The following is a 26,052-nucleotide window of genomic DNA, read 5'->3' on the forward strand; positions in this document are numbered from 1 at the left end:
GGGAAAGAGCCCGGTGCGACCGCGGGGCAGGGATGCCCGGTCGGGCCAAGGAGTGCCTCGTCACGGGCACCGGGACCATGTACAACGACCGGCAGCCGGCCCGCATTCCACCCGGCCCGAACCCGGCGAGGGCTCGCCTCGATCCGGAAAGCCGACGGGGGCGTCGTGCTACCTCCGGGGCATCGGTTGCTGCTCGGTCGTGCGTCAGGTGTAACGACCCCGCCCCGGCCACGATTCCGCCCCCACGATGCCGCCGATCACACCAGCAGCAGCCGCGAACCAGACACACGGTGGCGAATCGCCGCACCCGGGCCGGGATGACCCACTCCATGCCACCGACATCGGGGCATCCGGAGGGCTCGGACAGCCCCATGTCGCCACCATGGAGTCGATCACGGCACCGGCATCCACCCCTGCCCCGGCCACGATTCCGCCCCGACGCCGGTCACACCCCAACCGCGGACCGGACATACGGGGCCGATCGCCGCACCCGGGTCGGGTGATCCACCCCCATGTCGCCGACATGGTGGCATCCGGAGACCCTCGGACACCCCATGTCGCCGACATCGAGCCGATCAAGACGCGGCGGCCACCCCCCCACCGCGATCAAGCCCGTCACGGCTCGAACTTGTAACCCAGCCCCCGAACGGTGACGATGAACCGCGGCGCGGACGGCTCCGGCTCGACCTTCGAGCGCAGCCGCTTGACGTGCACGTCCAGGGTCTTGGTGTCGCCCACGTAGTCGGCGCCCCAGACCCGGTCGATCAGCTGCCCCCGGGTGAGCACCCGGCCGGCGTTGCGCAGCAGCAACTCCAGCAGCTCGAACTCCTTCAGCGGCAACTGCACGGGGGCCCCGTCGACCGTCACCACGTGCCGCTCGATGTCCATCCGCACCGGGCCGGCGGCCAGCGTCGGCGCGCCCGACTCGGCGGCCTCGGTGCTCTGCCGGCGCAGCACGGCCCGGATCCGGGCGACAAGCTCCCGGGGCGAGTACGGCTTGGTCACGTAGTCGTCGGCGCCGATCTCCAGGCCGACCACCTTGTCGATCTCGCTGTCCCGCGCGGTGACCATGATGATCGGCACGTGCGAGCGCTGGCGGAGCTGCCGGCACACCTCGGTGCCGGACATCTCGGGCAGCATCAGGTCGAGCAGCACGATGTCGGCGCCGGCCCGGTCGAACTCGGTGAGGGCGGACGGGCCGGTGGCCGCGACCGAGACCTCGAAACCCTCCTTGCGGAGCATGTACGACAGGGCGTCGGAGAACGACTCCTCGTCCTCGACCACCAGAACGCGGCTCAACACATTTCCTTTCATGACGGTCAGGCCGGACCGGCCTCGATCGAATCGGACGACGATGTCGGCGGGAGGTCGTCCGGGGGACGGGCGGGCAGCCGGATGGTGAACGTCGACCCACCACCAAGAGTGCTCGACACCTCGACCCGTCCGCCATGGTTGCTCACGATGTGTTTGACGATGGCCAGGCCCAGTCCGGTGCCGCCCGTGGCCCGGGAACGGGCCTGGTCGGCGCGGTAGAACCGCTCGAAGATCCGTTCGAGGTCCGTCGGCGCGATGCCGATCCCCTGGTCGGCGACGGCGATCTCGACCTGGTCGTCGTCGGCCCGGGCGGTGATCCGGACCCTGGTGTCCTCGCCCGAGTAGTTGACGGCGTTCTCGACCAGGTTCGCCACCGCCGTGGCGATCTGGGTGTCGCTGCCGTACACGGTCAGGCCGCGCTCCCCCTCGGTCACCACCTCGACGCGGCGGGCCGCCGCGGTGGTGCGGGTGCGGTCGACGGCCTCGGCGACGACCCAGTCCACGGCGACCGGCTCCGGCGCGGGCTGCGGTTCGGCCCCCTGGAGCCGGGTCAGCTCCAGCAGCTCCTGCACCAGCCGGCCCAGGCGGGTCGACTCGTGCTGGATGCGCTCGGCGAACCGGCGCGCGGCGACCAGGTCCTCGGAGAGGTCGGGTGCCGCGCCGGCCGGCTCGGTGGCGTCCAGCAGCGCCTCGGCGAGCAGTTGCAGCGCGCCGATCGGCGTCTTCAGCTCGTGGCTGACGTTCGCCACGAAGTCCCGGCGTACCCGGGCCAGCCGGTGCGACTCGGTGACGTCGACGGCCTCCACGGCCACGCACCCGCCGCCGATCGCCATCGCCCGCAGGTGCACGCCGAGCGGGTCCGGGCCGGCGTTGTCGCGGCCGCGCGGCAGGTCCAGCTCGATCTCGCGCCGCACGCCGGTCCGCCGCACCTGCCCGGAGAGGGTACGGATCAACGGGTGCGCGGCCATCGAGCCGGGCGTCGGTCCGGTGCGGAGCAGACCCATCGCCCGCGCTGCCGGGTTGACGAGGACGGGCACGTCGTCGGGGCCGAGCACCACGACGCCCGCCCGCAGCGAGTCCACCGTCCTGCGTCCGAGGCCGGAGAGAACCGTCTGCTGATCGTCGACCACCACGGGCCTCCCCCTGGCTCCGAGCCGGAGCCCGGCCCCGCCACCGCCACCGGGTGCGCGGCGTCGCCACGCCCGTACGAGGGCGGGCAGCAGCGACCCGACGGCCAGCCCGGCCGCCAGGGCCAGGACCACCGCCGTCGTCACCGCCCACTCCACGCGGCGATCGTAGGGTCATCGTTAACCTTGGCTCCGCCCATAACGGGACGAACCATCATCGCTTTCGGCAATGTTCACTCTCCGGTCCCGCGTCGTTCACCGCCGTTCACCTCGGCTCACCTCCCCCGGCCTACGGTGGTCGCACACCTGCTCAACCACCGCACCGGGCCCCGACCGACGGGCCCGGCGGCCACCGACCACAGGACGTGATGATGCGCGACGAGTTCCGGGCCGACCTGCACACCGTCAGCCAGCTGCTGGTGGACATGGCGGAGGGGGTCCGCGCCGCGATGCGCGAGGCGACCCGCGCCCTGCTCACCGCGGACCGCAAAGCCGCCGAGACCGTGATCGAACGGGACACCGAGATCGACGAGGAGTACCGGCACGTCGAGGAGCGGGTCTGCGACCTGCTCGCCCGGCAGGCCCCGGTGGCGTCCGACCTGCGGGCGATGATCACCGCCCTGCACGTCGCCGCCGACCTGGAGCGGATGGGCGACCTGGCGGACCACGTGGCCAAGACGGCCCTGCGCCGGCACCCGTCGCCGGCCGTCCCGGCGGAGCTGCGGCCGGTCTTCACGGACATGGCGGGCATCGCGGACCGGATGGCGGTGAAGATCGGCTCGGTGCTGGCCAAGCCGGACGCCGACCTCGCCGCCGAACTCGACCGCGACGACGACGCCATGGACGACCTGCACAAGAGCCTGTTCGGGGTGCTGCTCGGCGACGACTGGCCGTACGGGGTGGAGACGGCGATCGACGCCACGCTGCTCGGCCGCTTCTACGAGCGGTTCGCCGACCACGCGGTGAACTGCGGTGAGCACGTGGTCTACCTGATCACCGGGCAGCCCGCCCCGTCGGCGGGCTGAGCATCCGACGGAGGGCTCCCGCCGCGGCGGGAGCCCTCCGTCGCGTCAGCGGCCCTGGTTGGCGACCGCGGCGGCGGCCTCCTTGGCGGCGGCCGGGTCGAGGTACGTCCCGCCCAGGGTGAGCGGGCGCAGGTGCCGGTCCAGGTCGTAGCGCAGCGGGATCCCGGTCGGGATGTTCAGCTTGGCGATCGCCTCGTCGCTGATCTGGTCGAGGTGCTTGACCAGGGCGCGCAGCGAGTTGCCGTGCGCGGCGACCAGCACCGTCCGGCCCGCCAGGATGTCCGGCACGATCGAGTCGTACCAGTACGGCAGCATCCGCTCGACGACGTCCTTCAGGCACTCGGTGCGCGGCATCAGTTCGGTCGGCAGCAGGGCGTACCGGGGGTCGCCGACCTGCGACCACTCGTCGTTGTCGTCGATCGGCGGCGGCGGGGTGTCGTACGAGCGGCGCCAGAGCATGAACTGCTCCTCGCCGTACTCGTCGAGGGTCTGCTTCTTGTTCTTGCCCTGCAGGGCGCCGTAGTGCCGCTCGTTGAGCCGCCACGACCGGCGCACCGCGATCCAGTGCCGGTCGGCGGCGCTCAGCGCCAGCTCGGCGGTGCGGATCGCCCGGCGCAGGACGCTCGTGTGCACCACGTCCGGTAGCAGGTTGTGCTCGCGCATCAGCTCGCCGCCGCGCCGAGCCTCGGCCTCGCCCTTGGCGGTCAGGTCGACGTCGACCCAGCCGGTGAAGAGGTTCTTGGCATTCCAGTCGCTCTCGCCGTGCCGCAGCAGGACCAGCGTCCCGACGGTGGGCCCCTCGCTTGCAGTCATGCCGATCATCCTGCCGCACGCCGCGCGCGGACACGCGGGGACCGGTCGTGACGACCACCACGTGGAAAAGCCGGTGACCGGCGTTCCCGCCCGACACTAGGTTGTAAGGCATTGAGAATACATCGGTCATTACCGAAGCGGGGGCGGGCGTGCGCACGATGCGGGGTTGGTTCCGGGACACCACCGGCGGCCTACCGAGAACCTTCTGGTACCTGTGGACCGGCACCCTGATCAACCGGCTCGGCTCGTTCGTCCTGGTCTTCCTGGCCATCTACCTCACCCAGGAACGCGGCTTCGACGAGCTCCAGGCCGGCATGGTGCTCGGCCTGTGGGGCGTCGGCGGGGCGGTCGGCACCACGCTGGGCGGGACGCTCACCGACCGGTGGGGCCGGCGGCCGACGCTGCTCACCGCCCACCTCGGCGCGGCGAGCATGATGCTCACCCTGGGCTTCGCCCGGGACCTCTGGGCGGTCGCGGCCGGGGCGCTGCTGCTCGGCCTGTTCGCCGAGGCGGCCCGCCCGGCGTTCGGCGCGATGATGATCGACGTGGTGCCGGAGCGGGACCGGCTGCGCGCGTTCTCGCTCAACTACTGGGCCATCAACCTCGGCTTCGCCAGCGCGGCGATCCTCGCCGGGCTCGCCGCCGAGGCCAGCTACCTGCTGCTCTTCGTGGTCGACGCGGCCACCACAGTGGTCACCGCCGCGGTCATCTTCCGCAAGGTGCCGGAGACCCGGGCCCCGGCCCCGGCCGTGGCCGTACCGGCCGGCGCCGGGGCGGTCCGCCCGCAGGGCGCGCTGCGCACCATCCTCACCGACCGGGTCTACCTGGGCTTCGTCGCGCTCAACCTGCTCGCCGCGCTGGTCTTCCTCCAGCACATCTCGATGCTGCCGATCGCGATGGGCGAGGACGGGCTCGCCCCGACCACGTACGGGACGGTCATCGCGCTCAACGGGGTGCTGATCGTGGCCGGGCAGCTCTTCGTCCCGCGGCTGATCCGGGGGCGCAGCCGCTCGCACGTGCTCGCCCTGGCCTCCCTGGTGATGGGCGTCGGCTTCGGCCTGACCGCGTTCGCCGACGCCGCCTGGCTCTACGCGGTGACCGTGCTGATCTGGACCGTCGGCGAGATGCTCAACTCGCCGTCCAACTCCACCCTGATCGCGGAGCTCTCCCCCGCGGACCTGCGGGGCCGGTACCAGGGCGTGTTCTCGCTGTCCTGGCAGATCGCCGGGGCGACCGCCCCGATCCTCGGCGGCCTGATCCGCCAGCAGGCCGGCAACGCGACGCTCTGGCTGGGCTGCGCGGCGGTCGGTGCCCTCATCGCCGTCGCGCACCTGGTCTCCGGGCCGGCCCGGGAGCGGCGGGCCGTCGCGCTGCGCCCGGCCGCCACGCGGGTCGAGCCGGTCGGCGAGGTGCGGCCCCCGGCGCCGCAGGTGGCCGAGGCCGCGGCCAGCGCGCCCGCCGCGCCGATCGAGCCGGCCACCCCTGGGTACGCCCCGGACGCCACCGACCCGGGCCGGCGCCCGGTCGCCCCCGCCGGGGCGCGATGAGCGGCGACACGCTGGCGCGCCGCCCCGGCGGTCCTGGTGCCGTATCGGCCTACGTTCGCCTGGTCGTTGCGCGCTGTCGCACTGGGCAGCCTCGTTGAGCCGCTGCCGTGCCTCGTGAGCACCGCGCCAGGGGACGGACGGACCGACGCAAAGCGCCCACCTCGGCCCTCGGGCCGTGGTGGGCGCTCGCACCGTGCCCCGGCGGCGGCGGGCGACACTCACCCCCGTAAGCGTCGCCCGCTCGCGCCGCCGGTCCAACGGATGGCACCGTCCCCCAACGGTGTGCTCCACCCGTCCCCACGCCTCGCCCGTGCACGGATCTGATCGATCCGCCGCTCCCCCGAACGTTTCCGAGCGTAGCGTGGTGCAATAAAGTTAGTTCGCCCTGATTACGGATTTCAACCCGGATCGCTGTCTCGCCGGTCACAGCACCGCCGTCCGATACCGGTCACCGCTTCATCGGGCTCTTCGTTGGCCAACAGCGTCTACCCGGCCCGCATTCCCGCAAACGCTCAGGCGTCCTCACGATGCGGGGACTCCGTACGGAAGAAGTTGCTCTGCCGGCCGTCCCGCATCTGCTCCTGGTAGATGAGGTTCACCTGGCGCTCGTCGAACGTCCGGAACCAGTCGTCCCAGCTGACCTCGCGGACCCGGCTGCTCTCCCGGTAGCCCGGCATGTTGAACGTCAGCACACCCGGGCGACCTTCCCGCTCCGTGCCGGCGATCGTGGCCGGACGGGCGTTGCGCTCCTGCGCCCAACGCCGGATCACGTCGTGGTTGGTCGTCACCAGGCTGCGCCCCGGGCGCTCCGGCCGGTCCTGGAGCGAGGTGATCACCTGGGAGGAGCGCACCGACCGGGACGACGTCGGGCCGGTCCTGGTGCCCGTACGCGCCGGTGCGGTCGCCGTCCTCCGGGCCGGCGCGGCGGCGGCCCGCCGGCCGCGTCCGGCCGCCGTCGCCTTCGCCGTCGCGGCCTTCTTCGCCGGGGCGGCCGCCCTGGCGGGGGCCTTCTTCGCCGCGGCCTTCTTCGTGGGCGGCGCCTTCCTCGCCGCGGCCTTCGTCGCGGGCGCCACCTTCTTCGCCGCCGCCTTCTTCGCTGGTGCCTTCTTCGCGGGCGCCGCCCTCTTCGCCGCCGCGGCCTTCTTCGCTGGTGCCGCCCTCTTCGCCGCCGCGGCCTTCCTGGCGGGGGCCTTCTTCGCCGCCGCCTTCGTGGCCGGAGCCGCCTTCTTCGCCGCGGCCTTGCGGGCCGGGGCCGGCGCGGCCTTGGCGCGCGCCGTCGTCGTCTTCCGGGCGCCCCCGGCGGCCTTCCGCGCGCCGGCCGCGGCCTTCTTGCCGGTGGCCCGGCCGGCCGGCCCTGTCGCGCCCCGCGCCGCGCCGCCCGCGCGGCCCTCGGCGCGCAGCGTCCGGGCCAGGGTCTTCACCAGTTCCGGCTTGCGCAGCGCGGAGATCCCGGAGACGCCGCGCCGCCGCAACTGGCCGCGGATGTCGTCCACCTTCATCCGGGAGATCTCCGACTCGGAGATCTGCGGGGTGTCCGGGGTCTGGTTGCCCGCCTGCCGTCTGGTCGCGGTCGCAGCCCCGCCGCGACCTGAGCTGTTCCGCTGAGCCATGGGACGCTCACGCTCCTCGACAGTCCGTACTCGGCGCGCGGTCGATCCCAGTGCCGCACCGCGCGGTGCGGCATACCCGTCAGGACGGCTCCGAACCTCCATCCGGTGCCTTACCTGCCGCTGCCGCCTTCGGGGCGGACGATGACTCGAAGAGGTGGGCGAACGCGGCGAGGTTGGCCGTCGACTCGCCCCGGCTGACCCGCCACTCCCACTCCCGTCGGATGGCGGTGCCGAAGCCGATCTCCAGCATGGTGTCGAAGGACTCGTCGGCGTACGTCAGCACGGCGCCGAGCAGGCGGTCCAGTTCGTCCTCGTCCAGCCCCGCGAGGTTGACCCGGCCGGTCAGGTAGACGTCGCCGACGGCATCGATCGAGAAGGACACCCCGTACATCCGGGCGTTGCGCTGCAACAGCCACGCCCACAGTTCCTCGCGCCGCTCGTCCGGCTGGCGCATCACGAACGCCTCGATCCGCAGCGCGTGCTCGCCGACGATCAGGTTGCAGACCGTCTTCAGCTTGTGCGTGCCCGGCAGGGTGACCGCGTACGACGCCTCGCCCGTGGACTCGACGGCGAGCTCCCGCTCGGCGCAGACCGACTCGATCAGGGCGGCCACTTCGCTCTTCCGGCTCATCCGGCCCACTCTACGAGCGCGCCCTGCCGTGCGCCCCTCGCCAGGAGTGCGCCCCTCACCAGGAGCAGGTGAGGGCCGGGTCGCCGGCGAGGCTGCTGGCCAGCCGACCCCGGTGCTCGGCGATCGCCTCGCCGTACACGGCGAGCAGGCGGGTGACCGTGCGGTCCCAGGAGAAGTTGCGGGCGTGCAGCTGGGCCCCGCGGCCCAGCGCGGCCCGGCGTACCGGGTCGGGCAGCAGGCGCGCCAGCGTACGGGCCCAGTCGACCGGGTCGTGGCCGTCGATGAGCACGCCGCTGACCTGGTCCTGGACGGCGGTTACCAGGCCACCGACGGCGGCGGCCAGCACCGGCGTACCGCACGCCTGGGCCTCCAGCGCGACCAGCCCGAACGACTCGTTGTGCGACGGCACCGCGACCAGGTCGGCGGCCCGGTACACGGCCGGCAGGTCGTCGCCGGTGCACGGCGGCAGGAAGCGCACCCGGTCGGCGACGCCCAGCGAGGCGGCCAGCTCGATCAGGGCGGTGGGCCGGTCGAGCCCGCTGCCGCTGGGGCCGCCGACGATGACCACGGTCAGCTCGTCGGCGAGCCGGGGATCGCGCTCGCGCAGCGCGGCGGCGGCGCGGATCAGCACGTCGGGCGCCTTCAGGGGCTGGATGCGGCCGACGAAGGCCACCACGTACCCCTCGGTGGGCAGCCCCAGCCGGCGGCGGGCGGCGAGCGCCGCGGCGCGCCGGTCCCCGGCGGCGGGGCGGAACCGGTCCAGGTCCACGCCGGGCTCCACCACGGCGACCCGGGCCGGGTCGGCGTCGTACCGGTGCAGCAGGTCGTGGGCCTCGACGCGGGTGTTGGCGACCAGCCGGTCGGCCTCGGCCACCACCTGTTCCTCGCCGATCACCCGGGCCTTCGGCTCGGGCCGGTCCCCGGCGGCGAGCTGCGCGTTCTTCACCTTGGCCAGGGTGTGCGCGGTGTGCACCAGCGGCACCCCCCAGCGCTCCTTGGCCAGCCAGCCGACCTGCCCGGAAAGCCAGTAGTGGGAGTGGATCAGGTCGTAGTGGCCCGGCGGGCGGGCCGCCTCGGCGCGCAGCACCCCGGCGGTGAACGCGCAGAGCTGCCCGGGCAGCTCCTCCTTGGTCAGCCCTTCGAGCGGGCCGGCGGTGACGTGCCGGACGTGCACGCCCGGGGCCATCTCGACCACCGGCGGCAGGTCGCCGGAGGTGGCCCGGGTGAAGATCTCCACCTCGACGTCGGCCTGGGCCAGCCGGCGGGCGATCTCCAGGATGTAGACGTTCATGCCGCCCGCGTCGCCCGTCCCGGGCAGGTGCAGGGGCGAGGTGTGGACCGAGACGGTGGCGATGCGCCGTGGCCGCGGCCACGGCCGGGCACCCCGCTGACGACCGACACCGGTGTGCAATTCCGCCACGTCCGCTCCCTCTGTCACGGCTGCTGCCGTCCCGCACGACCGGCGCTGTCTCGGTCAACTCGCGCGCCGGGTGTCATCTTCCCCATCGGGCGCGGGAAATGCGTGCCGGCGTCCCTCGGGCGTGACGGACCTCATCACGCCCGTTCCTGGCGTACCTTCCGGGCCACCGGCGCCCGGGTGCCCCGGCCCGGCGGCGTCCGGCTGCCCGGCCCACCGGCACCCGGCTCGCCGGCCCGGCGGCGCCCGCCTCGGCCAGCCGGGCGACAATGGCCCGATGACCTCTGTCGCGATCGTCACCGGCGCCTCCAGCGGGATCGGCGCCGCCACCGCCCGCCGGCTGGCCGCCGAGGGGTTCCACGTGCTCGCCGCCGCCCGCCGCACGGACCGGCTCGCCGAACTGGTCGCGAAGATCGAGGCGGCCGGCGGGGCGGCCACCGCCGTCGAGTGCGACGTCACGTCCGACGAGTCGGTCGCCGGCCTGGCCGCGGCCGCCGCGGCCGCCCCCGGGCCGGTCACCCTGCTGGTCAACAACGCCGGCGGCGCGCGCGGGCTCGACCCGGTGGAGTCCGGCTCGGTGGGCGACTGGCAGTGGATGTACGACGTCAACGTCCTCGGAACGCTCCGGGTCACCCAGGCGCTGCTGCCCGCGCTGGAGGCGTCCGGGGCCGGGACGATCGTGATCGTCTCCTCCACCGCGGGCTTCGTCGTGTACGAGGGCGGGGGCGGCTACAGCGCCGCCAAGCACGCCCAGACGGCCATCGCCGGCACGCTGCGCCTGGAGCTGTGCGGCCGGCCGGTGCGGGTGGTCGAGATCGACCCGGGCATGGTGCGGACCGACGAGTTCGGCCTGGTCCGCTTCGACGGCGACGCCGATCGGGCGGCGGCGGTCTACGCCGGGGTGGCCGAGCCGCTGGTCGCCGAGGACGTCGCGGACTGCATCGCGTGGTGCGCCACCCGGCCGCGCCACGTCAACGTCGACCGGCTCGTGGTGCGCCCGCTGGCCCAGGCCGCCCAGCACAAGGTGCACCGGGTGCCGGACAGCCGGAGCTGATGAAGCCCCAGGGCGTCGTCACCCGCGGGACGACGAACCCCAACCGGCTGCGCCGGGTGGACAACTGGATCGTCGAGACCTGCGGCGACCGGCTGCGGTCCGCGCCCGACCCGCTGGTGGTGGACCTGGGCTACGGCGCCACCCCGGTCACCGCCGTGGAGCTGCGGGCCCGGCTCGCGGCGGGGGTCCGCGCCGACGTGCGGGTCGCCGGGCTGGAGATCGATCCGGTACGCGTGACCGCCGCCCAGCCGGCCGCCGACCCGCCGTGGCTCACCTTCGCCCGGGGCGGGTTCGAGCTGGCCGGGCTGCGCCCCGCGCTGGTCCGCGCGTTCAACGTGCTCCGCCAGTACGACGAGGGCGAGGTCGCGGGCGCCTGGCGGGCGATCACGGAGCGGCTGGCCCCGGGCGGGCTGCTGGTCGAGGGCACGTGCGACGAGCTGGGCCGGCTCGGCGGGTGGCTGCTGATCGACGCGGACGGCCCCCGCACGCTCACCCTGGCCGCGAAGCTCACCACCCTGGCCGGCCCCGCCGAACTGGCCGAACGGCTGCCGAAGGCGCTGATCCACCGAAACGTTCCCGGCGAGCCCGTCCACGACCTGATCCGCGCCCTGGACGACGCCTGGCGTACCGCCGCCCCGTACGCCCCCTTCGGCCCGAGGCAGCGCTGGCTGCGCACGCTGTCGACGCTCCGCGAGGCGGGCTGGCCGATCGTGGACGGCCCCCGCCGCTGGCGCCACGGCGAACTCACGGTCCCCTGGCCCACGGTCGCCCCCCGCTAGATCCCCCGCGATCTTGCACTTTGTGCCCCCGGTTCGTGGCTTTCGCGCCTTATGTCTGGGCGGAAACTGCAAGATCGCGGAGAAGGAGGGGGTCAGATGGTGCAGTTGATCAAGACGGGTTCCGGGTGGAGGGTTACGCCGAAGCGGGCGTGGACGCCGTCGCGGATGTCCCGGGCCAGGGCGACCAGGGCCGCCGTGCTGGCCGTGCCGCTGCGGTTGGTGAGCGCCAGGGTGTGCTTGCTGGAGATGGCGACCCCCTCCGGGCCGGCATACCCCTTGGGGAAGCCGGCGTGCTCGATCAGCCAGGCCGCGCTGAGCTTCACCGTGTCGCCGGCGCCGGGCCAGTGCGGCACCTTCTCCAGGCCGGCGATCCGCCCGCGGAACAGCTCGTACGACTCCCGGTCCAGCACCGGGTTCGTGAAGAACGAGCCCACCGACCGGGTGTCCGGATCGGCCGGGTCGAGCACCATGCCCTTGCCGGCCCGCAGCCGCAGCACGGTGGCCCGGGCGTCCGCCAGGGGCACCCGGTCGCCCACCTCGACGCCGAGCGTCCGGGCCAGTTCGGCGTAGCGGACCGGGCCGGACAGCGGAGAGCGGACGAGCCGGAAGTCGACCGACAGCACCACCCAGCGGTCGCTGTACTTGAAGACGCTCGACCGGTACGCGAACCCGCAGTCGGCCGCGTCGATCCGGCCCACCGTGCCGTCGGTGCGGTCGTACACGTGGACGCCGGTGATCGTCTCGGCCACCTCCTGGCCGTACGCGCCGACGTTCTGGATGGGGGTGGCGCCGGCCGAGCCGGGGATGCCGGACAGGCACTCCAGCCCGGACCAGCCGTTGGCGACGGTGGCGGCGACCAGGTCGTCCCAGGGCTCGCCCGCCTCGACCCGTACCGTGACCTCGTCGCCGTCCTCCGCGACCACCCGCAGCCCCCGGGAGCGCATCAGGACGACCGTGCCGGGGAAGCCGGCGTCGCCGACGACCACGTTGCTGCCCCCGGCGAGGATCAACACCTCCTCGTCCCGCAGGCGCGCCTCCTGCACCTTTTGTACGATCTCCTCGGCGCTGGCAGCGGTCTCGAGCCGCCCCGCGGCGCCACCGAGGCGCAACGTGGTGTATTCAGCCAGCGACACAGGGTGGTCGATGTGGCCTTCGGCGGCGGGCTGGGCACTAACGTCTGACACGCCTTTCACCCTAGGCTGAGGGGAAGCCGCGGCACCCACTGGTGGCCCGGTCGCCCGGGAGGATCGCGATGAGCAGACTGCACGGCACGAAGGATTTCTGGATCGGCGCGCTCCGGGCGGAGGGTCCCGTGTTCGCCGCCGCCGTCGCGGAGGCCCCTCCCGAGACACCCGTGCTCTCCTGCCCCGGCTGGACGGTCGCCGACCTGGCGCTGCACCTCGGCGGCGTCTACCACTGGGTCCACTCGGTCGCCGGCTCCGGCGTGACGACCCCGCCGGACCGCCGGGGGCTGCCCGAGCCGCCCGCCGGCGTCAGCCCGCTGGAGTTCTGGCAGCAGGGGTACGACCGGTTGATGACCCTCCTCGACGGGCTCGACCCGGAGGCGGCATCGTGGAACTGGGCGCCGCAGCCGAAGAAGGCCGCCTTCTGGCCGCGCCGGATGGCGCACGAGACGGCCGTGCACCGCTGGGACGCCCAGCTCGCCGTCGCCGCCGGCGAGCCGATCGAGGCCAAGCTCGCCGCCGACGGGGTGAGCGAGGTGCTGGACACCTGGCTCCCCGCCGGCCGCCGCAGGGTCCCGGGGCAGTGGCACGGGGTGGTGCACCTCAGCGCGCCGGACGCGGCCCAGGACTGGTACCTGCGGCTGCGCGGCGAGGGCGTCGCGCTGCTGGACACCGCCACCATCCTCGACCACGACGAGCACCGCGCCCGGGTCGAGGTCACCGGCACGGCCAGCGACCTGCTGCTGGCCCTCTGGGGGCGGATCAGCTTCGACACCCTCGGCGTGAGCGGCGACCGGAGCCTGCTCGACGGCCTGCGCACCGGCTGACGCCGCCCGCCCGGCCCGCCGAGCGGCGGGCGCGGGGCGGTCGCGCGTGTCGACAGGGCCCCTGCTCCACCGAGGGCAAGGGGGGCCCTTCCTTTCCCCTGGAGGGTGCGTGAGCGAGCTTCGATTTCCCGACCGGTTCGTGTGGGGCGCGGCCACGGCGGCGTACCAGATCGAGGGCGCGGCCCGCGACGACGGTGCCGATGCTGATCACCGAGAACGGCGCGGCGTTCCCCGACGCGCGGGGGCCGGACGGGGGGCGTCGACGACACCGACCGGATCGCCTACCTCGACGGGCACCTGCGCGCCGCGCACGCCGCGATCGCCCGGGGCGTGGATCTGCGCGGCTATCTCGTATGGTCGTTGCTGGACAACTTCGAGTGGGCCGAGGGGTACCGCAAGCGGTTCGGGATCGTCCACGTCGACTACCTGACCCAGCGGCGCACGCCGAAGTCCAGCGCCCGGTGGTACCAGGAGGTGATCTCCCGGAACGGGCTGTGACGAGGCGGTGAGCACGGGCGATGACGACGGCGCAGCGGCCGACCCTGGAGGCGGTGGCCCGGCTCGCCGGGGTGTCCCGGGCGACCGTCTCCCGCGTGGTGAACGGTTCCACCACGGTCGCGGAGCCGATCCAGGAGGCGGTCCGCCGGGCGGTGGCCGAGCTGGGGTACGTACCGAATCTGGCCGCCCGCAGCCTGGTCACCCAGCGGACCGACTCGATCGCCCTGGTGCTGCCCGAGGCGGCCACCCGGGTCTTCTCCGACGACCAGGTGTTCCCGGGCATCATCCGGGGCGTCAGCCAGGAGCTGGAGGCGGCCGACAAGCAGCTCGTGCTGATGCTGGCCGGCTCGCCGGCCGGGCACGCCCGGGTGGAGCGGTACACGAGCGGGCGGCACGTGGACGGGGTGCTGTTCGCCTCGCTGCACGGGGCCGACCCGCTGCCCGGCAAGCTGGCCCGGCTGGGCATCCCGGTGGTGTGCAGCGGCCGGCCGCTGGACGGCGCCGAGCTGCCCTACGTCGATGTCGACCACGTCGGCGGGGTCGCCCGGGCCGTCCGCCACCTGATCGACGGCGGCCGGCGGCGGATCGCCACCATCGCCGGCCCCCGGGACATGGTCGCCGGCATCGAGCGGCTGGTCGGGTACCGGGAGACGGTCGCCGCGGCCGGCCTGCCGGAGCTTGTCGCGTACGGCGACTTCACCCGGGAGTCCGGCACCGCCGCGATGCGGCAACTGCTCGCCGAGCACCCCGATCTGGACGCGGTGTTCGCCGCGTCGGACCTGATGGCGCACGCGGCCCTGCGCGCGCTGCGGGAGGCGGGGCGGCGGGTGCCGGACGATGTGGCGGTGGTCGGGTTCGACGACATCGAGACGGCGGCGTACACCGACCCGCCGCTGACCACGATCCGGCAGCCGATCGTAAAGCTGGGCCGGGCGATGACCCGGCAATTGCTCCGGATCGCGGCGGGCGAGACGGTGGAGCAGGCGCTGCTGCTGCCGACGGAGCTGGTGGTCCGCGACTCCGCGTAAATGGCGTCGCGGCGGGCCGCCGAGGCGGCTAGCGTCGCGCGGATGAGCGATCCCGTGGCGCTGGTGCGCGTACCCGAGCTGTCCGGCGTCGCCGAGTACGCCTACGCCGCGGCCGTCGCCCCGCCGGCCCGGCTGGTGTTCACCGCCGGGGCGTGCCCGCTGGACGCCGAGGGTCGTACGGTGGCGCCGGGCGACCCGTCGGCGCAGGCCCGGCAGGTGATGGTCAACCTGGAGACCGCGCTCGCCGCGGCCGGGGCCCGCCTCGCCGACGTCGTGAAGACCACCGTGTACGTGGCGTCCGGCCGGCGGGCCGACCTGGTGGCGGTCTGGGAGGTGGTCCGGGACGCGTTCGGCGACCATGACCCGCCCAGCACCCTGCTCGGGGTGGCCGTGCTCGGCTACCCCGACCAACTCGTGGAGGTGGAGGCGGTCGCCGCCGTCCGCGACCCGGAGCCGCCCCGGACATCGACACCGGGGTCGGACCGGTGATCCGCGCCGCCCGGCCCGCGGACGCGCCCGCCGTGGTGGCGCTGCGGGCGATGGTGCATCCGTACGTCGTGCGGGGCGTCGCCTCGACCCGTCAGATGATCGCCGAGCCCTCGCCGGGCGAGGACTGGACGGCCTTCGTGGCGGAGGTGGCCGGTGAGGTGGTTGGCTGGGTGTCGGCGTACCGCGCGGGCCGGACGTCCGAGGCGGGGTTCGGCGACGTGTCGCTGCTGCACGTCCACCCCGCGCATCGCGGCAGCGGCATCGGCACGGCGCTGCTGGGCGCGGCGATCGACCACCTGACCCCGCTCGGCGTCCGCCGACTGCGCGGCTGGGCGCTGCCCGACGCCCTGCCCTTCGCCCGTCGACACGGCTTCGCGCCGAGCCGTGAGCTGCGCTTCTCGGCGCTGGAACTCCGCTCCGTGCCGCCACCGCCGGCCGCGCCCCCGCACGTGCGACTGCTCCCGCTGACCGACCTCGACCCGTACGCGCTGTACCTCGCCGACCGCGCCGCAGCGGCCGACGAGCCCGGCGACGTGCCGATAAACAACATCAGCTACGAGAGCTTCCGGTACGAGGTGTGGGACAACCTCGGCCTGGACCGGGAGGCGAGCGTCGCGGTCGTGGCCGGCGGGGCGGTGGTCGCGCTCAGCCTGGTCAAGCGGGACGGGGACCGGATGTGGTCGGACTACACCGCCACCGTCCCCGAACACCGGGGCCGGGGGCTCGCCCGCCTGGCGAAGACGGTCGCCCTGCACCGGGCCGCCGCCGGGGGCGTCCGCGTCGCGTACACCTCGAACGACGCGGCGAACGCGCCGATGCTGGCGATCAACGCAGGGCTCGGATACCGGCCGATCGCCAGCCAGTGGTCCTGCCTGTGGAGTGGGTGACCGACACTCAGGCCGCGCGCGCCGGGCAGAGTCCAGCGAGCGCGAAGTGGTCGACGTCCCCGGCGACCGTCGCCGTCGCGCCCACCAGGGTCCAGCCGGCGGGCACGCTCACCCACGCCACGCTGGCGCCCCGGTCGTCCGCGATCACGCCGCCCTCGCTGGGCAGCGCCAGGGCCACCGAGCCCCCGTCCGGGGTGGCGAACAGGGGCGTCACCGCGAGGAACCGGGCCGTGGCGCCGTCTGCGGGCAGGCCGAAGGCCCAGACGTCCTCGCCGGGCAGGGGCCCGCCGCCCAGGCCGGGCGAGCAGACTGGCTCGCGCGTACCCGCCCGCGCCGGCACCTGCCCGGGACCGATCTCGATCAGGGTACGCGGGCCGGGTGGCGGCCACGCGGGCAACGCAGCGGCCATGCCCGGCGTGGGCGACGCGACCGTGCTCCCGGTGGGCGTCGCGGCGACGTGGGCTGCGGCGGGCGCCGGCCGCGGCTCGCCCCGGACCAGCCCGGCGGCCCCGAGCACGGCCAGGCCGGCCGCCGTCGCCCTGACCGCCCACCTCACCCGCGTGACATCCACTGGCGACTCCTATCGGGATCCACACCCTCCGCACCCGATATTACCGGTTTCGCCCGATTCCCCGGCTCTCCTGCCGCCCGCTCGCCACTCCAAGATCTGCACAACTTCAGGGAAGATGCCGGCTGTCGGCCGCCGCGAGCAGCATCTTCCCCGAAGTTGTCGACTCGCCGGGGCGGGGCGGGGCGGGGGTCAGGGGGTGGTGAGGCGGCGGGCCACCTCGTACGTCGGGGTTCCGAAGAGGACCAGGCGGGACTCCGTGACGCCCGACGGGGAGGCGGCCCGCAGCACGGCGAGCGCCTGGCGTACGGCGTCGGAGACCGGCCAGCCGTACACGCCGGCCGAGATCAGGGGGAAGGCCACGGTGGCCGCGCCCAGCCCGTCGGCGACGGCGAGGCTGTTGGCGTAGCAGTCGCGCAGCAGCGCCGACCGGTCCTCGGTGGACGAGTACACCGGGCCGACCGTGTGCACCACCCAGCGGGCCGGCAGGTCGCCGGCGGTGGTGGCGACCGCCTGGCCGGTCGGCAGCCCCCGGCCGTACCGGGACGCGCGCAGCGCCCGGCACTCGGCCAGGATGGCCGGCCCGCCGCGCCGGTGGATCGCGCCGTCCACTCCTCCGCCCCCGAGCAGCGACGAGTTGGCCGCGTTGACGATCGCGTCGACCCGCTGGGCCGTGATGTCCCCCTCGACCAGGGTGATCTCCATGTCAGCGCCCCTGGGCGGACTCGATGGGCTGGCCGAGCGACCGACGGGCGAGCAGCGTGGCGCCCGCCACCGCGGCCGGCATGACCAGTACCGCGCCGAGCGGGATGAGGAAGCAGACGAAGACGGCCACCCCGAAGCCGAGGGTGGTGGGCCGGTCCGCCTTCAGCAGCGCCCGGCGCTCCGGCAGCCGCATGCCCCGACGGTAGAACGGCGCCCCCGCCAGCTCCAACGCGAGGAACCAGCCGCCGATCGCCGCCCCGATCACCGGTACGACCGTCTGACCGACCACCGGGATGAATCCGGCCGCGAAGAGCGGGATGCCGACCAGCACCGAGATCGCGACGAGCCGCAGCGAGTCGACGACGCTGCGCCGCAGCGACGCCCAGAACGGCACGTCCACCTCGCCGGGGGTGCCGCCGTACCGGCCGTCCACCAGCTCGGAGATCTTCTCGTAGAACGGGTCGCCGATGGCCAGGGTGACCGCGGTGAAGGTGAGCACCCCGAGCAGCGCGGCGAGCCCGAGGAGGGCCAGCCCGGCGACCACCCGGACCAGGCTGCGGGCGGTGGTCGACCAGTCGTCGGCGAACGGCGTCACCAGCGCGGCCAGGTCGTCCACGAAGTAGACCAGGGTGGCGAACGCCCCCACGAAGAGCACCCCGGAGATCAGCGCCGGGACGACCCCGAGCAGCATCATGCCGGGGCTGCGGACGTACAGGCCGATGCCGCGCAGCAGGAGCCCCACCCCGGCGAAGAACCGGCGTACGGCGCTGGTCACGGGCGCGGCGATACTGCTGGCGGTGTCCACGACCGCAGAGCCTAACCGCCGCGGCCCAACCCGGCCGGACACAATGGGCGGGTGCGGGCCTCGCGGTTGATCTCCTTGGTGCTGCTGCTCCAGTCCCGGGAGACGATGACGGCCGCCGAACTGGCGCGGGAGTTGGAGGTCTCCGAGCGGACGGTGTACCGGGACGTGCTGGCGCTGTCCGCCGCCGGGGTGCCGGTGTACGCCGACCGGGGCCGGGCCGGCGGCTACCGGCTGCTCGGCGGGTACCGGACCCGGCTGACCGGGCTCACCCGCGACGAGGCGGAGGCGCTGTTCCTGGCCGGGCTTCCCGGGCCGGCCGGGGACATGGGGCTCGCCGACGCGGTCGCCTCGGCCGAGCTGAAGGTGCTGGCCGCGCTGCCGCCCGCGCTGCGCGACGCCCCGGCCCGCACGGGCCAGCGGTTCCACCTGGACGTGCCGGGCTGGTTCCGGGACGCGACGCCGCCGCCGTGGCTGGCCGAGCTGGCCCGCGCGGTATGGCGGGACCGGGTGGTCGAACTACGCTACCGGCGCGGCGATCGGGAGGTCGTCCGGCGGGTCGAGCCGTACGGGCTGGTGCTCAAGAGCGGCGTCTGGTACCTGGTCGGCCGGGTCGGCGACGGGATGCGCACCTACCGCGTGGACCGGGTCGTCGAGGTGGCGGCGGGCGAGGAGACGTTCGACCGGGACGACGCCTTCGACCTGGGCGGATACTGGCGGGAGCAGGCCGAGGCGTTCCTGCGGAGCATGCTCCGGGCCGAGGCCACCGTCCGGCTCAGCCCCGCCGGCCTGCGCGCGCTGCGCTGGGTGGCGGAGGCCCCCTTCGCGTACGACGAGGCGACGCGCGCCGCCGGCGAGCCCGACGGGGACGGCTGGGTGGTCACCCGGCTTCCGGTGGAGTCGGCCGAGGTGGCGTACGACCTGCTGCTGCGGCTCGGGCCGGAGGTGGAGGTGCTGGATCCGCCGGGGCTGCGCGAACGGCTGGCGGGGGCCGCCGCCCGGCTCGCCGCGCTGTACGGCGAGCCGGGCGGGACGGGTTGACGGGCGGGCAGCGGCCCACGGGCAGGGTTGACTGGCCGGCGACGCACCACCGGGCCGGCCCGGCCGGCGCGGCCGAGGCCGGCCGGGACGGTCAGCGGTAGCCGGTGACGTCGGCCGGCTTCCCGGCCTCGACGACCTCCACGATGTACCGGAAGCCGTCCGGCTGGCTGCCGTCGAGGTCGGTGAAGCCGTACACCCGGGCCAGCTCGCCGCTGGACAGGGACTTGCCGTTCCAGCGGGCCCGGTTCTCGTCCGCGGCGAGCGCGGCGACGGCCCGCCCGACGTACGCCGGGGTCTCCGAGATGAGGAAGTGCGGATCCTTGGCCGCGCCGTCGCGCCAGTTCTCCTCGGTGACCCCGAAGTGCTCCAGCATCGACTCGGACCGGATCCAGCCCGGGGTGAGCGCCACGGCCGTGCCGCCGTGCGGCTCCAGCTCGTGGGCCTGAGTGAAGGCGAGCCGGTTAACGCAGGTCTTGGCCAGGTCGTAGAAGACCGACAGCCGGTAGTGACTGTCGTTGTACTCCCGGGTGCCGTCGCCGACCTCCACCACCAGCCCGCCGCGGTTGCGGATCAGCAGCGGCAGGGCGAAGTGGCTGGTGACGATGTGGGTGTCGACCGCCAGCCGCAGGGTGCGGAAGCCGGCGTCCAGCGGCTGCTCCCACACCGGCTTCTCCCAGGTGATCAGCGGGTCGCTGCCCCAGATGTCGTTGACCAGCACGTCCAGCCGGCCCTGCTCGGCGTCGATGCGGGCGACCAGGTCGCGGACCTGCTCGGGGACGAGGTGGTCGACCCGTACCGCGATGCCGGTGCCACCGGCGGCGGTGACCAGCTCGGCGGTCTCCTCGATGGTCTCCGGCCGGTCCATCTCGGACCGGCCTTCCCGGCTGCTGCGCCCGGTGGCGTAGACGGTCGCCCCGGCCGCCCCGAGCTGCACCGCGATCTGCCGGCCGGCGCCCCGCGTCGCCCCGGCGACGAGCGCGATCTTCCCTGTCAGGGGTTTCGTCGTCATGCGGCCGAGCCTGTCAGCAATACCTGACAGCCGAAGTCCGGTTTCGCGGACGGGTGTGCTGCGGCATGCTCACCGGCATGCACCTGCTGCTCTCCGGCATCGTCGGCTCGGTCGCGTACGGGCTGGCCGGCCCCGGCTCGGACGTCGACCGGATCGGGGTGTTCGCCGCGCCGACGGTCGCCTTCCACGGCCTGCACCCGCCCCGGGAGTCGGTGGTCACCACCGACCCGGACGTCACCCTGCACGAGTGCGCGAAGTACGCCCGCCTCGCGCTGAGCGGCAACCCGACGGCGACCGAGCTGATGTGGCTGCCGGCGGAGTGCTACGAGGCCCGGACGGAGTTCGGCGAGCGGCTGATCGCCATCCGGTCGGCGTTCCTGAGCGCGCCCCGCGTCCGGGACGCCTACCTCGGGTACGCCACGCAGCAGTTCCGGAAGCTGACGGCCCGCGACTCCGGCATCGGTGGCCGGCGGCGCTCGGCGAAGCACGCCCGGCACCTGGCCCGGCTGCTGCACCAGGGGCGGGTGCTCTACGCGACCGGGGTGCTGGAGATCCGGCTGGCCGACCCGCAGTGGTTCCACGCCTTCGGGGATCGGGTCGCCGGCGGCGCGCTCGACGAGGCGAAGGCGCTGGTCGCGGCGGCGGAGCGGGACTTCGACGGGATCCGTACGCCGCTGCCGGACCGGCCCGACGAGGAGACCGTGGAGCGCTGGCTGCTCGACGTGCGGGCCGCCCACCTGCCGCCGGAGCCGGCCCGCCGCTGAGGCCCTGCTCCTGTAGCGGCACCGCGGAATTGCGGTGCGGTCGCGGCACCCGGTCGGTACGCTGCCCGGACGTCCTCGACGACCGCAGGGAGGTGAGCACCGTGTCCGTCACGACATTCCTGTGCTCCCACCCGGTCACGAGGACGCGGGCGTCCTGACGGGAGCACCCGCATCCCGAAGGGAACCCATGACCGACCTGGTCATCCGCCCGCTCGTCGCGGGCGAGGAGAAACTGTTCGACTCCCTGGCCGACCCCGGTCTCGTCGGGCGCGCCGCGTTCGGCGAGACGTACCTCGACATGGTCGCCGGCGGCCAGTACCGCCCCGAGTGGAGCTGGGTCGCGCTGCGCGACGGCGCCGTCGTGGCCCGCGCGGCCTGGTGGGGCGGGCCGGACGACGACCACCCGCTGGCGCTCGACTGGTTCGACTTCACCGACGCCGACGCGGCGGTCCGGCTGCTCCGTGCCGCGCCGCTGCGGGCCGAGTACTCGATCTCGCTGCCGGTCGGGTGGCGCGACGACCCGACGGCCCGCGCCCAGGCCGAGGCCCGGATCGCGGCGGCCACCGAGGCCGGCATGTCCGTGCTGGTGTGGCGGTACCGGTACCGCTGGGCCCCGGACCGCGGGCTGCCCGACCGGCCCGGCCGGCTGGAGTTCCGCCCGGAGCCGGACGACGCGGTCGTGCTGGACGTGCTCCGCCGCATCGGCGAGGGCAGCCTGGACGCGCACACCCGGCACACCGTCGCCACGTCGGGGCCGGACGCCGCCGCGCGGGAGGAGCTGGACCTGCTGCGCTGGCTGCCCAGCCCGCGCGGCTGGTGGCGGCTCGCCTGGACGCCGGACGGCGAGCTGGTGGGCCTGACCGTGCCGGCCCGCAACCACAGCGTCCCGATTGTCGGCTTCGTCGGCGTGGTGCCCGAGCAGCGCGGGCACGGCTACGCGTACGACCTGCTGGTCGAGGCGACCCGGCTGCTGGTCGAGGCCGGCGCGACGGAGGTCGTGGCGGCCACCGACCAGACCAACCACCCGATGGCCGCCACCTTCGAACGGGCCGGCTATCCGATCGAGCGGGAACGCGTCGACCTGGTCTGATCCCACGGTCGGCCTGAGCCACGGCTCCCGGCGCGCGTACGCCGCCGGGAGCCGCCTCAAGCCGCTACCTCGGTGTCGGCGCCCACGCGTTACCCGTTGAGGAACCCGGAAATCCGCTCCCGCAGGTCGGCGCGTTCCGTCCAGAGCACGCCCGGGCGGTCGTACACGTGCAGGGTGGCCCGGGGCAGGGCGGCGGCGAGCTGCTCGGCGACCTCGACCGGGTGCAGGTCGTCGCCCGCGCAGGCCAGCACCAGGGCCGGGGCGGTCACCGCCGCCAGCGCCGCCCGCTCCGGCAGGGCAACCTGGTCGGGCAGGGCGACCAGGCCGGGCGCCAGGCCGTCGCGGAGCAACTGGTCCAGCCGCTGCCGCAGGTACGCCCAGCCGGCCGGGGTGTTGCGCACCGCGGGCGGCAGCTCGTACGAGACGACCTCGGCGACGGCGGAGGCGTCACCGCTGCCCACCGCGTCGAGCAGGTCGATGATCCGGTCCCGGGCGACCCTGCCGCGGGGGCGGTCGAGCACCGCCGGGAGGAAGAAGACCAGCCGCTCGAAGCGTTCCGGGCTCTCGGCGAGCAGCCGGCAGAGCGCGCCCGCGCCGAGGCTGGCCCCGAACGCCCGGGAGGCGCCTTCGAGGTCGGCGACGGCCCGCAGGTCGCGAGCCAGGTCGAGGTAGCTCCACGGGCCGGGCGGCGAGTCGGAACGGCCGTGCCCGCGGAACTGGAAGAAGACCTTGCGGCCGGCGACCCCACTGCCGAACGGGCGGGTGGTGGCGATGCCGCTGCCCAGCCCGTGCGCGAACACCGTCACGGGGTCGCCGGCGCCGGTGACCAGCCGCTCCAGCCGTACGCCGTGCGGGGTGGCCACCAGCTCGGTCTCCGGCTCCGGCAGCGCCGGCCGGCCGGTACGCGGGGCGCCGGGACCGGGGCCCCAGGTCCGTGGCCCGCCGTCGGGCGGCGGCGGCCAGCGGAACCCTCTCACCAGGACGATCCCCGGCCGTCGTGCAGGTCGCGCAGCCCGGCCCGGACGTCGAGCAGGTAGATGAGGGCCGCGGCGACGCCGATCAGCCCGAAGATGTTCAGCACGTTCTGGGTCAGCAGGGTGAGCACCAGGCAGACGGCGAGGATGGCGATCCAGCCGCCCTTGGGCAGCGTGCCGATCGCCGAGAACGCGTCGCCGCGCTGGATGATCGCGTGCACCAGTGCCACCCCCTCGATGACGAGGGCGAACACCAGCAGCAGCGTGGTGATCCAGTACTGGATCTCGAAGGCGAAGATCGGCGCGGCGATGGCCATGCCGGCAAGCTTATGCCGACGACCCCGGATCCGTCCGCCGGGACGCATCCAGGGCCGTCTTCGGCATCCGCCCGGGCTGGATCACTCGGCCGTCGGCCGGGTGCGCCGGGTCCTCGGCAGCTTGGCCGACGGGGTGTCGCCGTCCGCCGGCTTGGCGCTCTCCGCGGCCGACCGGCCGGCGGTCGTCCGGGTCGCGGTCGCCTTGGTGGCGGTCGCCTTGGTGGCGGTCGCCTTGGTGGCGGTCGCCTTGGTCGCCCGGGTGCGCGGGGTCCTAGCGGCCGGCTTGGTCTCGGCGGCCTCGGCCACGTCGGCCGGAGTCGGGACCTCCGTCGCGCCGGTCTTCGCCACCGTGACGGCGGCGTCGCCGGCCGGGGCCGCAGCGGGAGCCTGGGCGGCGGCCGGGGCCGGAGTCGGGGTGGCTGCCGGGGCGGGAGCCGGGGTGGCGGCCGGGGCCACGTTCAGCCCGGCCTCGGTCGCCTCGATGTCGGCGTTGACCGTGTCGGCGGCCTCCAGCACGCCGGCACCGACCACCCGCTCGCCACGGGCCACCAACTGCGCGTACGCGGCCAGGGCCCGCTCCTGGGCGGCCTGGGCGCCGGCGACGACGGCGGCGGCGTTGCGGGCGGCCAGGTCGCGCAGCCGGTCGGGGTCGGCGGCCTCGCGGAGCCGGTTGACGTCGGCCACCGCGCGCAGCTTGTTCAGGTCGGCCGCCTCGCGGAGCCGGTTCAGCTCGGCCGGGACGGACCCGCCGCGCAGCTCGGCAGCGGTCTGGTTCGCCGTACGCAGGGTCTCGGTGGCCTTCTGGCGCAGCTCGAAGCCGGCCACGACGGCCTTGCCGCCCAACTCGGCGACGACCCTGCCGCCCAGGTCGGTGACCACCTCGGGCAGCCTGCGGAGCTGCTCGATCGCCAGGTCGCCGGCGCCGGCGGCGGCATAGAGCGGGGCCGGGATGCGGTTGGTCTTCGGCTGGGTCATCATTTCTCCTCTTCGACCGCCGCGGCGGTCTTCCGGGCCGCCTCCGGGGCGGCCTCCCTCGCGGTGGTGCCGCTGCCGGGGGCGGGCGCCGGGCCCGCCTCGGTGACGGCAACGGATTCCAGTACGGCCTCGGTTGGGCTGCCCTCCGGGCCGACGGGTCCGGTCGCGGCCGGGTTGACCGTGGCGGGCGCCTCCGGCGCCGTGCCCGGCGTGGCCGCGGCCGGCGTTCCCGCCTGGGCGGCGGCGCCGCTCGGTGCGGCGTCCGCGGCTGCCCCTGCCGCCTCGGCGGCCGCCGTGGCCTCGGCGAGTCGCGCGTTCTCCCGCCGGAACGTCTCGTAGATCTGGCTGAGCGACTGCTTCTGGGCCATCGTCAGGTCGGGATCGACCGCGATCGCCGCCAGCACGCCCTGGCCCTCCTTGTCGTCGAGCAGGCCCGCCCGCAGGTACATCGCGGGGGTGGAGACCCGCAGCGCGCTCGCGAGCTGCTGCAGCACCTCCGCGCTCGGCTTGCGCAGGCCGCGCTCGATCTGGCTCAGGTACGGGTTGCTGACGCCCGCCTGCTCGGCGAGCTGCCGCAGCGAGATCTTCGCGTTGCGGCGCAGATCGCGGATGAACCCGCCGATGTCGGGTAGGTCCTTGGGACTGGCCATGCCTCGACCGTAACCCCGACCGCTAGCAACTGCAAGCAGAACGCTTGCCGCAGTTAGCGGGGTCTCACCCGGCTCGTTGCGGCCCGTCCGTCCGGTCCGTACCGTTCCCTCGTGACGAAGATCGAGATCAACGGCGCGTCCCTGGCGTACGACGACGCCGGCAGCGGCAGCCCGGTGGTGCTGCTGCACGCGGGCATCGCCGACCGGCGGATGTGGCGGGCCCAGGTGCCCGTCCTGGCCGAACGGCACCGGGTGATCGCCGTGGACCTGCGCGGCTACGGCGACTCCGAGCTGCCGCCCCACGCGTTCGCCCACCACGACGACGTGGCCGGCCTGCTCGACGCGCTGGAGCTGCCCCGGGCCGCCCTGGTCGGCTGCTCGTTCGGCGGCGCGGTCGCGATCGACACCGCGCTGGCGCACCCGGAGCGGGTCGCCTCGCTCGCCCTCTTCGGCACGGCCGTCTCCGGCAACGAGTGGTCCGAGGAGGCCAACGACCTCTGGGACGAACTGGTCGGCGAGACCGATCCCGAGGACCTCGCGGCCAGCGCGGCCGGCGAGGTGCGGTTCTGGGTGGTCGGCCCCGGCCGCCGGCCCGCGGACGTCGACCCGGAGCTGATCCGGTTCGCCGAGGAGATGGACCGCCGGGCGCTGGCCTCCGAGCTGACCCTGAGCGCCGTGGACATGACCGAACTCGACCCGCCGGCGGTCGGGCGGCTCGGGGAGCTGCGCGTACCGGTGCTGGTCACCGCCGGCGCGGCCGACGTGCCGGACATCGGGCGGCTCGCCGACCGGATCGCGGCCGAGGCGCCCGGCGCGGTGCGGCTGCCCGACGTCCCGGACGCCGGGCACCTGCTCCCCCTGGAGCGCCCCGACGCCGTCAACGCCGCCCTGCTGGACTTCCTGAGGTGACGAGGAGGGGCCCCGTCG

General features: G+C 74.6%; 27 protein-coding genes and 1 pseudogene. 13 read left to right on the forward strand and 15 right to left on the reverse strand.

Annotation, left to right across the window (positions count from 1 at the left end; all coding sequences use genetic code 11):
* Window positions 1-615 precede the first annotated feature (615 nt).
* Both ABGB16_RS23140 and ABGB16_RS23145 read right to left on the reverse strand, forming a co-directional pair.
* The gene (locus tag ABGB16_RS23140) at window positions 616-1,299 is read right to left on the reverse strand and encodes a response regulator transcription factor (RefSeq protein WP_347670190.1); all 684 of its coding nucleotides are present in this window, start codon (window positions 1,297-1,299) and stop codon (window positions 616-618) included.
* Window positions 1,300-1,319: 20 nt separating this feature from the next.
* Window positions 1,320-2,600 (reverse strand): ATP-binding protein, encoded by a 1,281-nt coding sequence (locus ABGB16_RS23145; RefSeq protein ID WP_347670191.1) that lies wholly within the window; start codon window positions 2,598-2,600, stop codon window positions 1,320-1,322.
* A gap of 212 nt (window positions 2,601-2,812) precedes the next feature.
* Between ABGB16_RS23145 and phoU the strand changes: the two genes are divergently transcribed.
* A complete protein-coding gene (gene phoU, locus ABGB16_RS23150; RefSeq protein WP_347670192.1) occupies window positions 2,813-3,466 on the forward strand; it encodes a phosphate signaling complex protein PhoU in 654 nt (217 codons plus the stop codon).
* Window positions 3,467-3,511: 45 nt separating this feature from the next.
* On the opposite strand, the gene ABGB16_RS23155 is transcribed toward phoU, so the two are convergent.
* Window positions 3,512-4,279, reverse strand: coding sequence for a phosphoglyceromutase (locus ABGB16_RS23155; RefSeq protein WP_347670193.1), 768 nt, complete (start codon window positions 4,277-4,279; stop codon window positions 3,512-3,514).
* Window positions 4,280-4,428: 149 nt separating this feature from the next.
* Between ABGB16_RS23155 and ABGB16_RS23160 the strand changes: the two genes are divergently transcribed.
* Window positions 4,429-5,826 carry an MFS transporter gene (locus ABGB16_RS23160; protein ID WP_347670194.1) on the forward strand — a complete coding sequence of 466 codons (1,398 nt, stop codon included), beginning with the start codon at window positions 4,429-4,431 and terminating at the stop codon, window positions 5,824-5,826.
* Between the two features lie 512 nt (window positions 5,827-6,338).
* Here ABGB16_RS23160 and ABGB16_RS23165 read toward each other — a convergent pair.
* From ABGB16_RS23165 to mshA, 3 genes are all read right to left on the reverse strand, one after another.
* On the reverse strand, window positions 6,339-7,325 hold the full coding sequence (locus ABGB16_RS23165; RefSeq protein ID WP_347670237.1) for a hypothetical protein: 987 nt from the start codon (window positions 7,323-7,325) through the stop codon (window positions 6,339-6,341).
* A 190-nt stretch (window positions 7,326-7,515) separates the two neighbouring features.
* Complete coding sequence (locus tag ABGB16_RS23170) at window positions 7,516-8,067, reverse strand: YbjN domain-containing protein (RefSeq protein ID WP_347670195.1); 552 nt, start codon at window positions 8,065-8,067, stop codon at window positions 7,516-7,518.
* A 55-nt stretch (window positions 8,068-8,122) separates the two neighbouring features.
* Entirely contained in the window at window positions 8,123-9,487 is a 1,365-nt protein-coding gene (gene mshA / locus ABGB16_RS23175; protein WP_347670196.1) for a D-inositol-3-phosphate glycosyltransferase, read from the reverse strand.
* A gap of 274 nt (window positions 9,488-9,761) precedes the next feature.
* Here mshA and ABGB16_RS23180 point away from each other — a divergent pair, with 274 nt between their 5' ends.
* Together ABGB16_RS23180 and ABGB16_RS23185 are read left to right on the forward strand one after the other, a co-directional pair.
* Window positions 9,762-10,538, forward strand: coding sequence for an SDR family oxidoreductase (locus tag ABGB16_RS23180; RefSeq protein ID WP_347670197.1), 777 nt, complete (start codon window positions 9,762-9,764; stop codon window positions 10,536-10,538).
* Window positions 10,538-11,317 (forward strand): class I SAM-dependent methyltransferase, encoded by a 780-nt coding sequence (locus ABGB16_RS23185; protein WP_347670198.1) that lies wholly within the window; start codon window positions 10,538-10,540, stop codon window positions 11,315-11,317. The genes ABGB16_RS23180 and ABGB16_RS23185 overlap by 1 nt, the downstream gene beginning before the upstream one ends.
* Window positions 11,318-11,409: 92 nt before the next feature.
* Here ABGB16_RS23185 and ABGB16_RS23190 read toward each other — a convergent pair whose 3' ends face one another.
* Window positions 11,410-12,501, reverse strand: coding sequence for a UDP-N-acetylmuramate dehydrogenase (locus ABGB16_RS23190; RefSeq protein WP_347670199.1), 1,092 nt, complete (start codon window positions 12,499-12,501; stop codon window positions 11,410-11,412).
* A 68-nt stretch (window positions 12,502-12,569) separates the two neighbouring features.
* Between ABGB16_RS23190 and ABGB16_RS23195 the strand changes: the two genes are divergently transcribed.
* From ABGB16_RS23195 to ABGB16_RS23215, 5 genes and pseudogenes are all read left to right on the forward strand, one after another.
* Window positions 12,570-13,328, forward strand: a complete 759-nt coding sequence (locus tag ABGB16_RS23195; protein ID WP_347670200.1) for a maleylpyruvate isomerase family mycothiol-dependent enzyme — start codon at window positions 12,570-12,572, stop codon at window positions 13,326-13,328.
* A 194-nt stretch (window positions 13,329-13,522) separates the two neighbouring features.
* Window positions 13,523-13,826 (forward strand): annotated as a pseudogene (locus ABGB16_RS23200) (family 1 glycosylhydrolase); the annotation flags it as partial.
* 20 nt (window positions 13,827-13,846) lie between these two features.
* Window positions 13,847-14,854: a LacI family DNA-binding transcriptional regulator gene (locus ABGB16_RS23205; RefSeq protein WP_347670201.1), complete on the forward strand. Its 1,008-nt coding sequence runs from the start codon at window positions 13,847-13,849 to the stop codon at window positions 14,852-14,854.
* 42 nt (window positions 14,855-14,896) lie between these two features.
* Window positions 14,897-15,343, forward strand: coding sequence for a RidA family protein (locus ABGB16_RS23210; protein ID WP_347670202.1), 447 nt, complete (start codon window positions 14,897-14,899; stop codon window positions 15,341-15,343).
* A gap of 50 nt (window positions 15,344-15,393) precedes the next feature.
* Window positions 15,394-16,230, forward strand: a complete 837-nt coding sequence (locus tag ABGB16_RS23215) for a GNAT family N-acetyltransferase (protein WP_347670238.1) — start codon at window positions 15,394-15,396, stop codon at window positions 16,228-16,230.
* A gap of 7 nt (window positions 16,231-16,237) precedes the next feature.
* Here the strand turns inward: ABGB16_RS23215 and ABGB16_RS23220 are convergent, their stop codons facing one another.
* From ABGB16_RS23220 to ABGB16_RS23230, 3 genes are all read right to left on the reverse strand, one after another.
* Entirely contained in the window at window positions 16,238-16,801 is a 564-nt protein-coding gene (locus ABGB16_RS23220; RefSeq protein ID WP_347670203.1) for a hypothetical protein, read from the reverse strand.
* A 189-nt stretch (window positions 16,802-16,990) separates the two neighbouring features.
* A complete protein-coding gene (locus ABGB16_RS23225; protein WP_347670204.1) occupies window positions 16,991-17,503 on the reverse strand; it encodes an O-acetyl-ADP-ribose deacetylase in 513 nt (170 codons plus the stop codon).
* Window position 17,504: 1 nt separating this feature from the next.
* The gene (locus tag ABGB16_RS23230) at window positions 17,505-18,308 is read right to left on the reverse strand and encodes an EI24 domain-containing protein (RefSeq protein ID WP_347670205.1); all 804 of its coding nucleotides are present in this window, start codon (window positions 18,306-18,308) and stop codon (window positions 17,505-17,507) included.
* Window positions 18,309-18,359: 51 nt separating this feature from the next.
* Here ABGB16_RS23230 and ABGB16_RS23235 point away from each other — a divergent pair, with 51 nt between their 5' ends.
* The gene (locus ABGB16_RS23235; protein ID WP_347670206.1) at window positions 18,360-19,346 is read left to right on the forward strand and encodes a YafY family protein; all 987 of its coding nucleotides are present in this window, start codon (window positions 18,360-18,362) and stop codon (window positions 19,344-19,346) included.
* A 91-nt stretch (window positions 19,347-19,437) separates the two neighbouring features.
* Here the strand turns inward: ABGB16_RS23235 and ABGB16_RS23240 are convergent, their stop codons facing one another.
* On the reverse strand, window positions 19,438-20,355 hold the full coding sequence (locus ABGB16_RS23240) for an SDR family oxidoreductase (protein WP_347670207.1): 918 nt from the start codon (window positions 20,353-20,355) through the stop codon (window positions 19,438-19,440).
* A 77-nt stretch (window positions 20,356-20,432) separates the two neighbouring features.
* Between ABGB16_RS23240 and ABGB16_RS23245 the strand changes: the two genes are divergently transcribed.
* Window positions 20,433-21,119 carry a nucleotidyltransferase domain-containing protein gene (locus tag ABGB16_RS23245; RefSeq protein WP_347670239.1) on the forward strand — a complete coding sequence of 229 codons (687 nt, stop codon included), beginning with the start codon at window positions 20,433-20,435 and terminating at the stop codon, window positions 21,117-21,119.
* A 187-nt stretch (window positions 21,120-21,306) separates the two neighbouring features.
* On the forward strand, window positions 21,307-22,209 hold the full coding sequence (locus ABGB16_RS23250) for a GNAT family N-acetyltransferase (RefSeq protein WP_347670208.1): 903 nt from the start codon (window positions 21,307-21,309) through the stop codon (window positions 22,207-22,209).
* 89 nt (window positions 22,210-22,298) lie between these two features.
* On the opposite strand, the gene ABGB16_RS23255 is transcribed toward ABGB16_RS23250, so the two are convergent.
* The 4 genes from ABGB16_RS23255 to ABGB16_RS23270 all read right to left on the reverse strand — a co-directional run bounded on the left by ABGB16_RS23255 (window position 22,299) and on the right by ABGB16_RS23270 (window position 25,125).
* Entirely contained in the window at window positions 22,299-23,186 is an 888-nt protein-coding gene (locus ABGB16_RS23255; protein WP_347670209.1) for an alpha/beta hydrolase, read from the reverse strand.
* The gene (locus ABGB16_RS23260) at window positions 23,183-23,500 is read right to left on the reverse strand and encodes a DUF2516 family protein (protein WP_347670210.1); all 318 of its coding nucleotides are present in this window, start codon (window positions 23,498-23,500) and stop codon (window positions 23,183-23,185) included. The genes ABGB16_RS23255 and ABGB16_RS23260 overlap by 4 nt, the downstream gene beginning before the upstream one ends.
* Window positions 23,501-23,581: 81 nt before the next feature.
* Window positions 23,582-24,478, reverse strand: coding sequence for a hypothetical protein (locus ABGB16_RS23265; RefSeq protein ID WP_347670211.1), 897 nt, complete (start codon window positions 24,476-24,478; stop codon window positions 23,582-23,584).
* Entirely contained in the window at window positions 24,475-25,125 is a 651-nt protein-coding gene (locus ABGB16_RS23270) for a helix-turn-helix transcriptional regulator (RefSeq protein WP_347670212.1), read from the reverse strand. The genes ABGB16_RS23265 and ABGB16_RS23270 overlap by 4 nt, the downstream gene beginning before the upstream one ends.
* 111 nt (window positions 25,126-25,236) lie before the next feature.
* On the opposite strand from ABGB16_RS23270, the gene ABGB16_RS23275 reads away from it, so the two are divergent.
* Entirely contained in the window at window positions 25,237-26,034 is a 798-nt protein-coding gene (locus ABGB16_RS23275; protein WP_347670213.1) for an alpha/beta hydrolase, read from the forward strand.
* The last annotated feature ends 18 nt before the right edge of the window (window positions 26,035-26,052 follow it).

It is taken from the genome of Micromonospora sp. B11E3 (genome assembly GCF_039871625.1).
Lineage (GTDB): Bacteria > Actinomycetota > Actinomycetes > Mycobacteriales > Micromonosporaceae > Micromonospora.

Coding starts and splice junctions, on each gene's coding strand:
- ABGB16_RS23260 (WP_347670210.1), bottom strand. CDS start 23,500: ATGGCCATCGCCGCGCCGATCTTCGCCTTCGAGATCCAGTACTGGATC.
- ABGB16_RS23265 (WP_347670211.1), bottom strand. CDS start 24,478: ATGATGACCCAGCCGAAGACCAACCGCATCCCGGCCCCGCTCTATGCC.
- ABGB16_RS23215 (WP_347670238.1), top strand. CDS start 15,394: ATGGTGCATCCGTACGTCGTGCGGGGCGTCGCCTCGACCCGTCAGATG.
- ABGB16_RS23165 (WP_347670237.1), bottom strand. CDS start 7,325: ATGAAGGTGGACGACATCCGCGGCCAGTTGCGGCGGCGCGGCGTCTCC.
- ABGB16_RS23225 (WP_347670204.1), bottom strand. CDS start 17,503: ATGGAGATCACCCTGGTCGAGGGGGACATCACGGCCCAGCGGGTCGAC.
- ABGB16_RS23240 (WP_347670207.1), bottom strand. CDS start 20,355: ATGACGACGAAACCCCTGACAGGGAAGATCGCGCTCGTCGCCGGGGCG.
- ABGB16_RS23245 (WP_347670239.1), top strand. CDS start 20,433: ATGCACCTGCTGCTCTCCGGCATCGTCGGCTCGGTCGCGTACGGGCTG.
- ABGB16_RS23185 (WP_347670198.1), top strand. CDS start 10,538: ATGAAGCCCCAGGGCGTCGTCACCCGCGGGACGACGAACCCCAACCGG.
- ABGB16_RS23205 (WP_347670201.1), top strand. CDS start 13,847: ATGACGACGGCGCAGCGGCCGACCCTGGAGGCGGTGGCCCGGCTCGCC.
- phoU (WP_347670192.1), top strand. CDS start 2,813: ATGCGCGACGAGTTCCGGGCCGACCTGCACACCGTCAGCCAGCTGCTG.
- ABGB16_RS23170 (WP_347670195.1), bottom strand. CDS start 8,067: ATGAGCCGGAAGAGCGAAGTGGCCGCCCTGATCGAGTCGGTCTGCGCC.
- ABGB16_RS23155 (WP_347670193.1), bottom strand. CDS start 4,279: ATGACTGCAAGCGAGGGGCCCACCGTCGGGACGCTGGTCCTGCTGCGG.
- ABGB16_RS23210 (WP_347670202.1), top strand. CDS start 14,897: ATGAGCGATCCCGTGGCGCTGGTGCGCGTACCCGAGCTGTCCGGCGTC.
- ABGB16_RS23180 (WP_347670197.1), top strand. CDS start 9,762: ATGACCTCTGTCGCGATCGTCACCGGCGCCTCCAGCGGGATCGGCGCC.
- ABGB16_RS23195 (WP_347670200.1), top strand. CDS start 12,570: ATGAGCAGACTGCACGGCACGAAGGATTTCTGGATCGGCGCGCTCCGG.
- ABGB16_RS23270 (WP_347670212.1), bottom strand. CDS start 25,125: ATGGCCAGTCCCAAGGACCTACCCGACATCGGCGGGTTCATCCGCGAT.
- ABGB16_RS23250 (WP_347670208.1), top strand. CDS start 21,307: ATGACCGACCTGGTCATCCGCCCGCTCGTCGCGGGCGAGGAGAAACTG.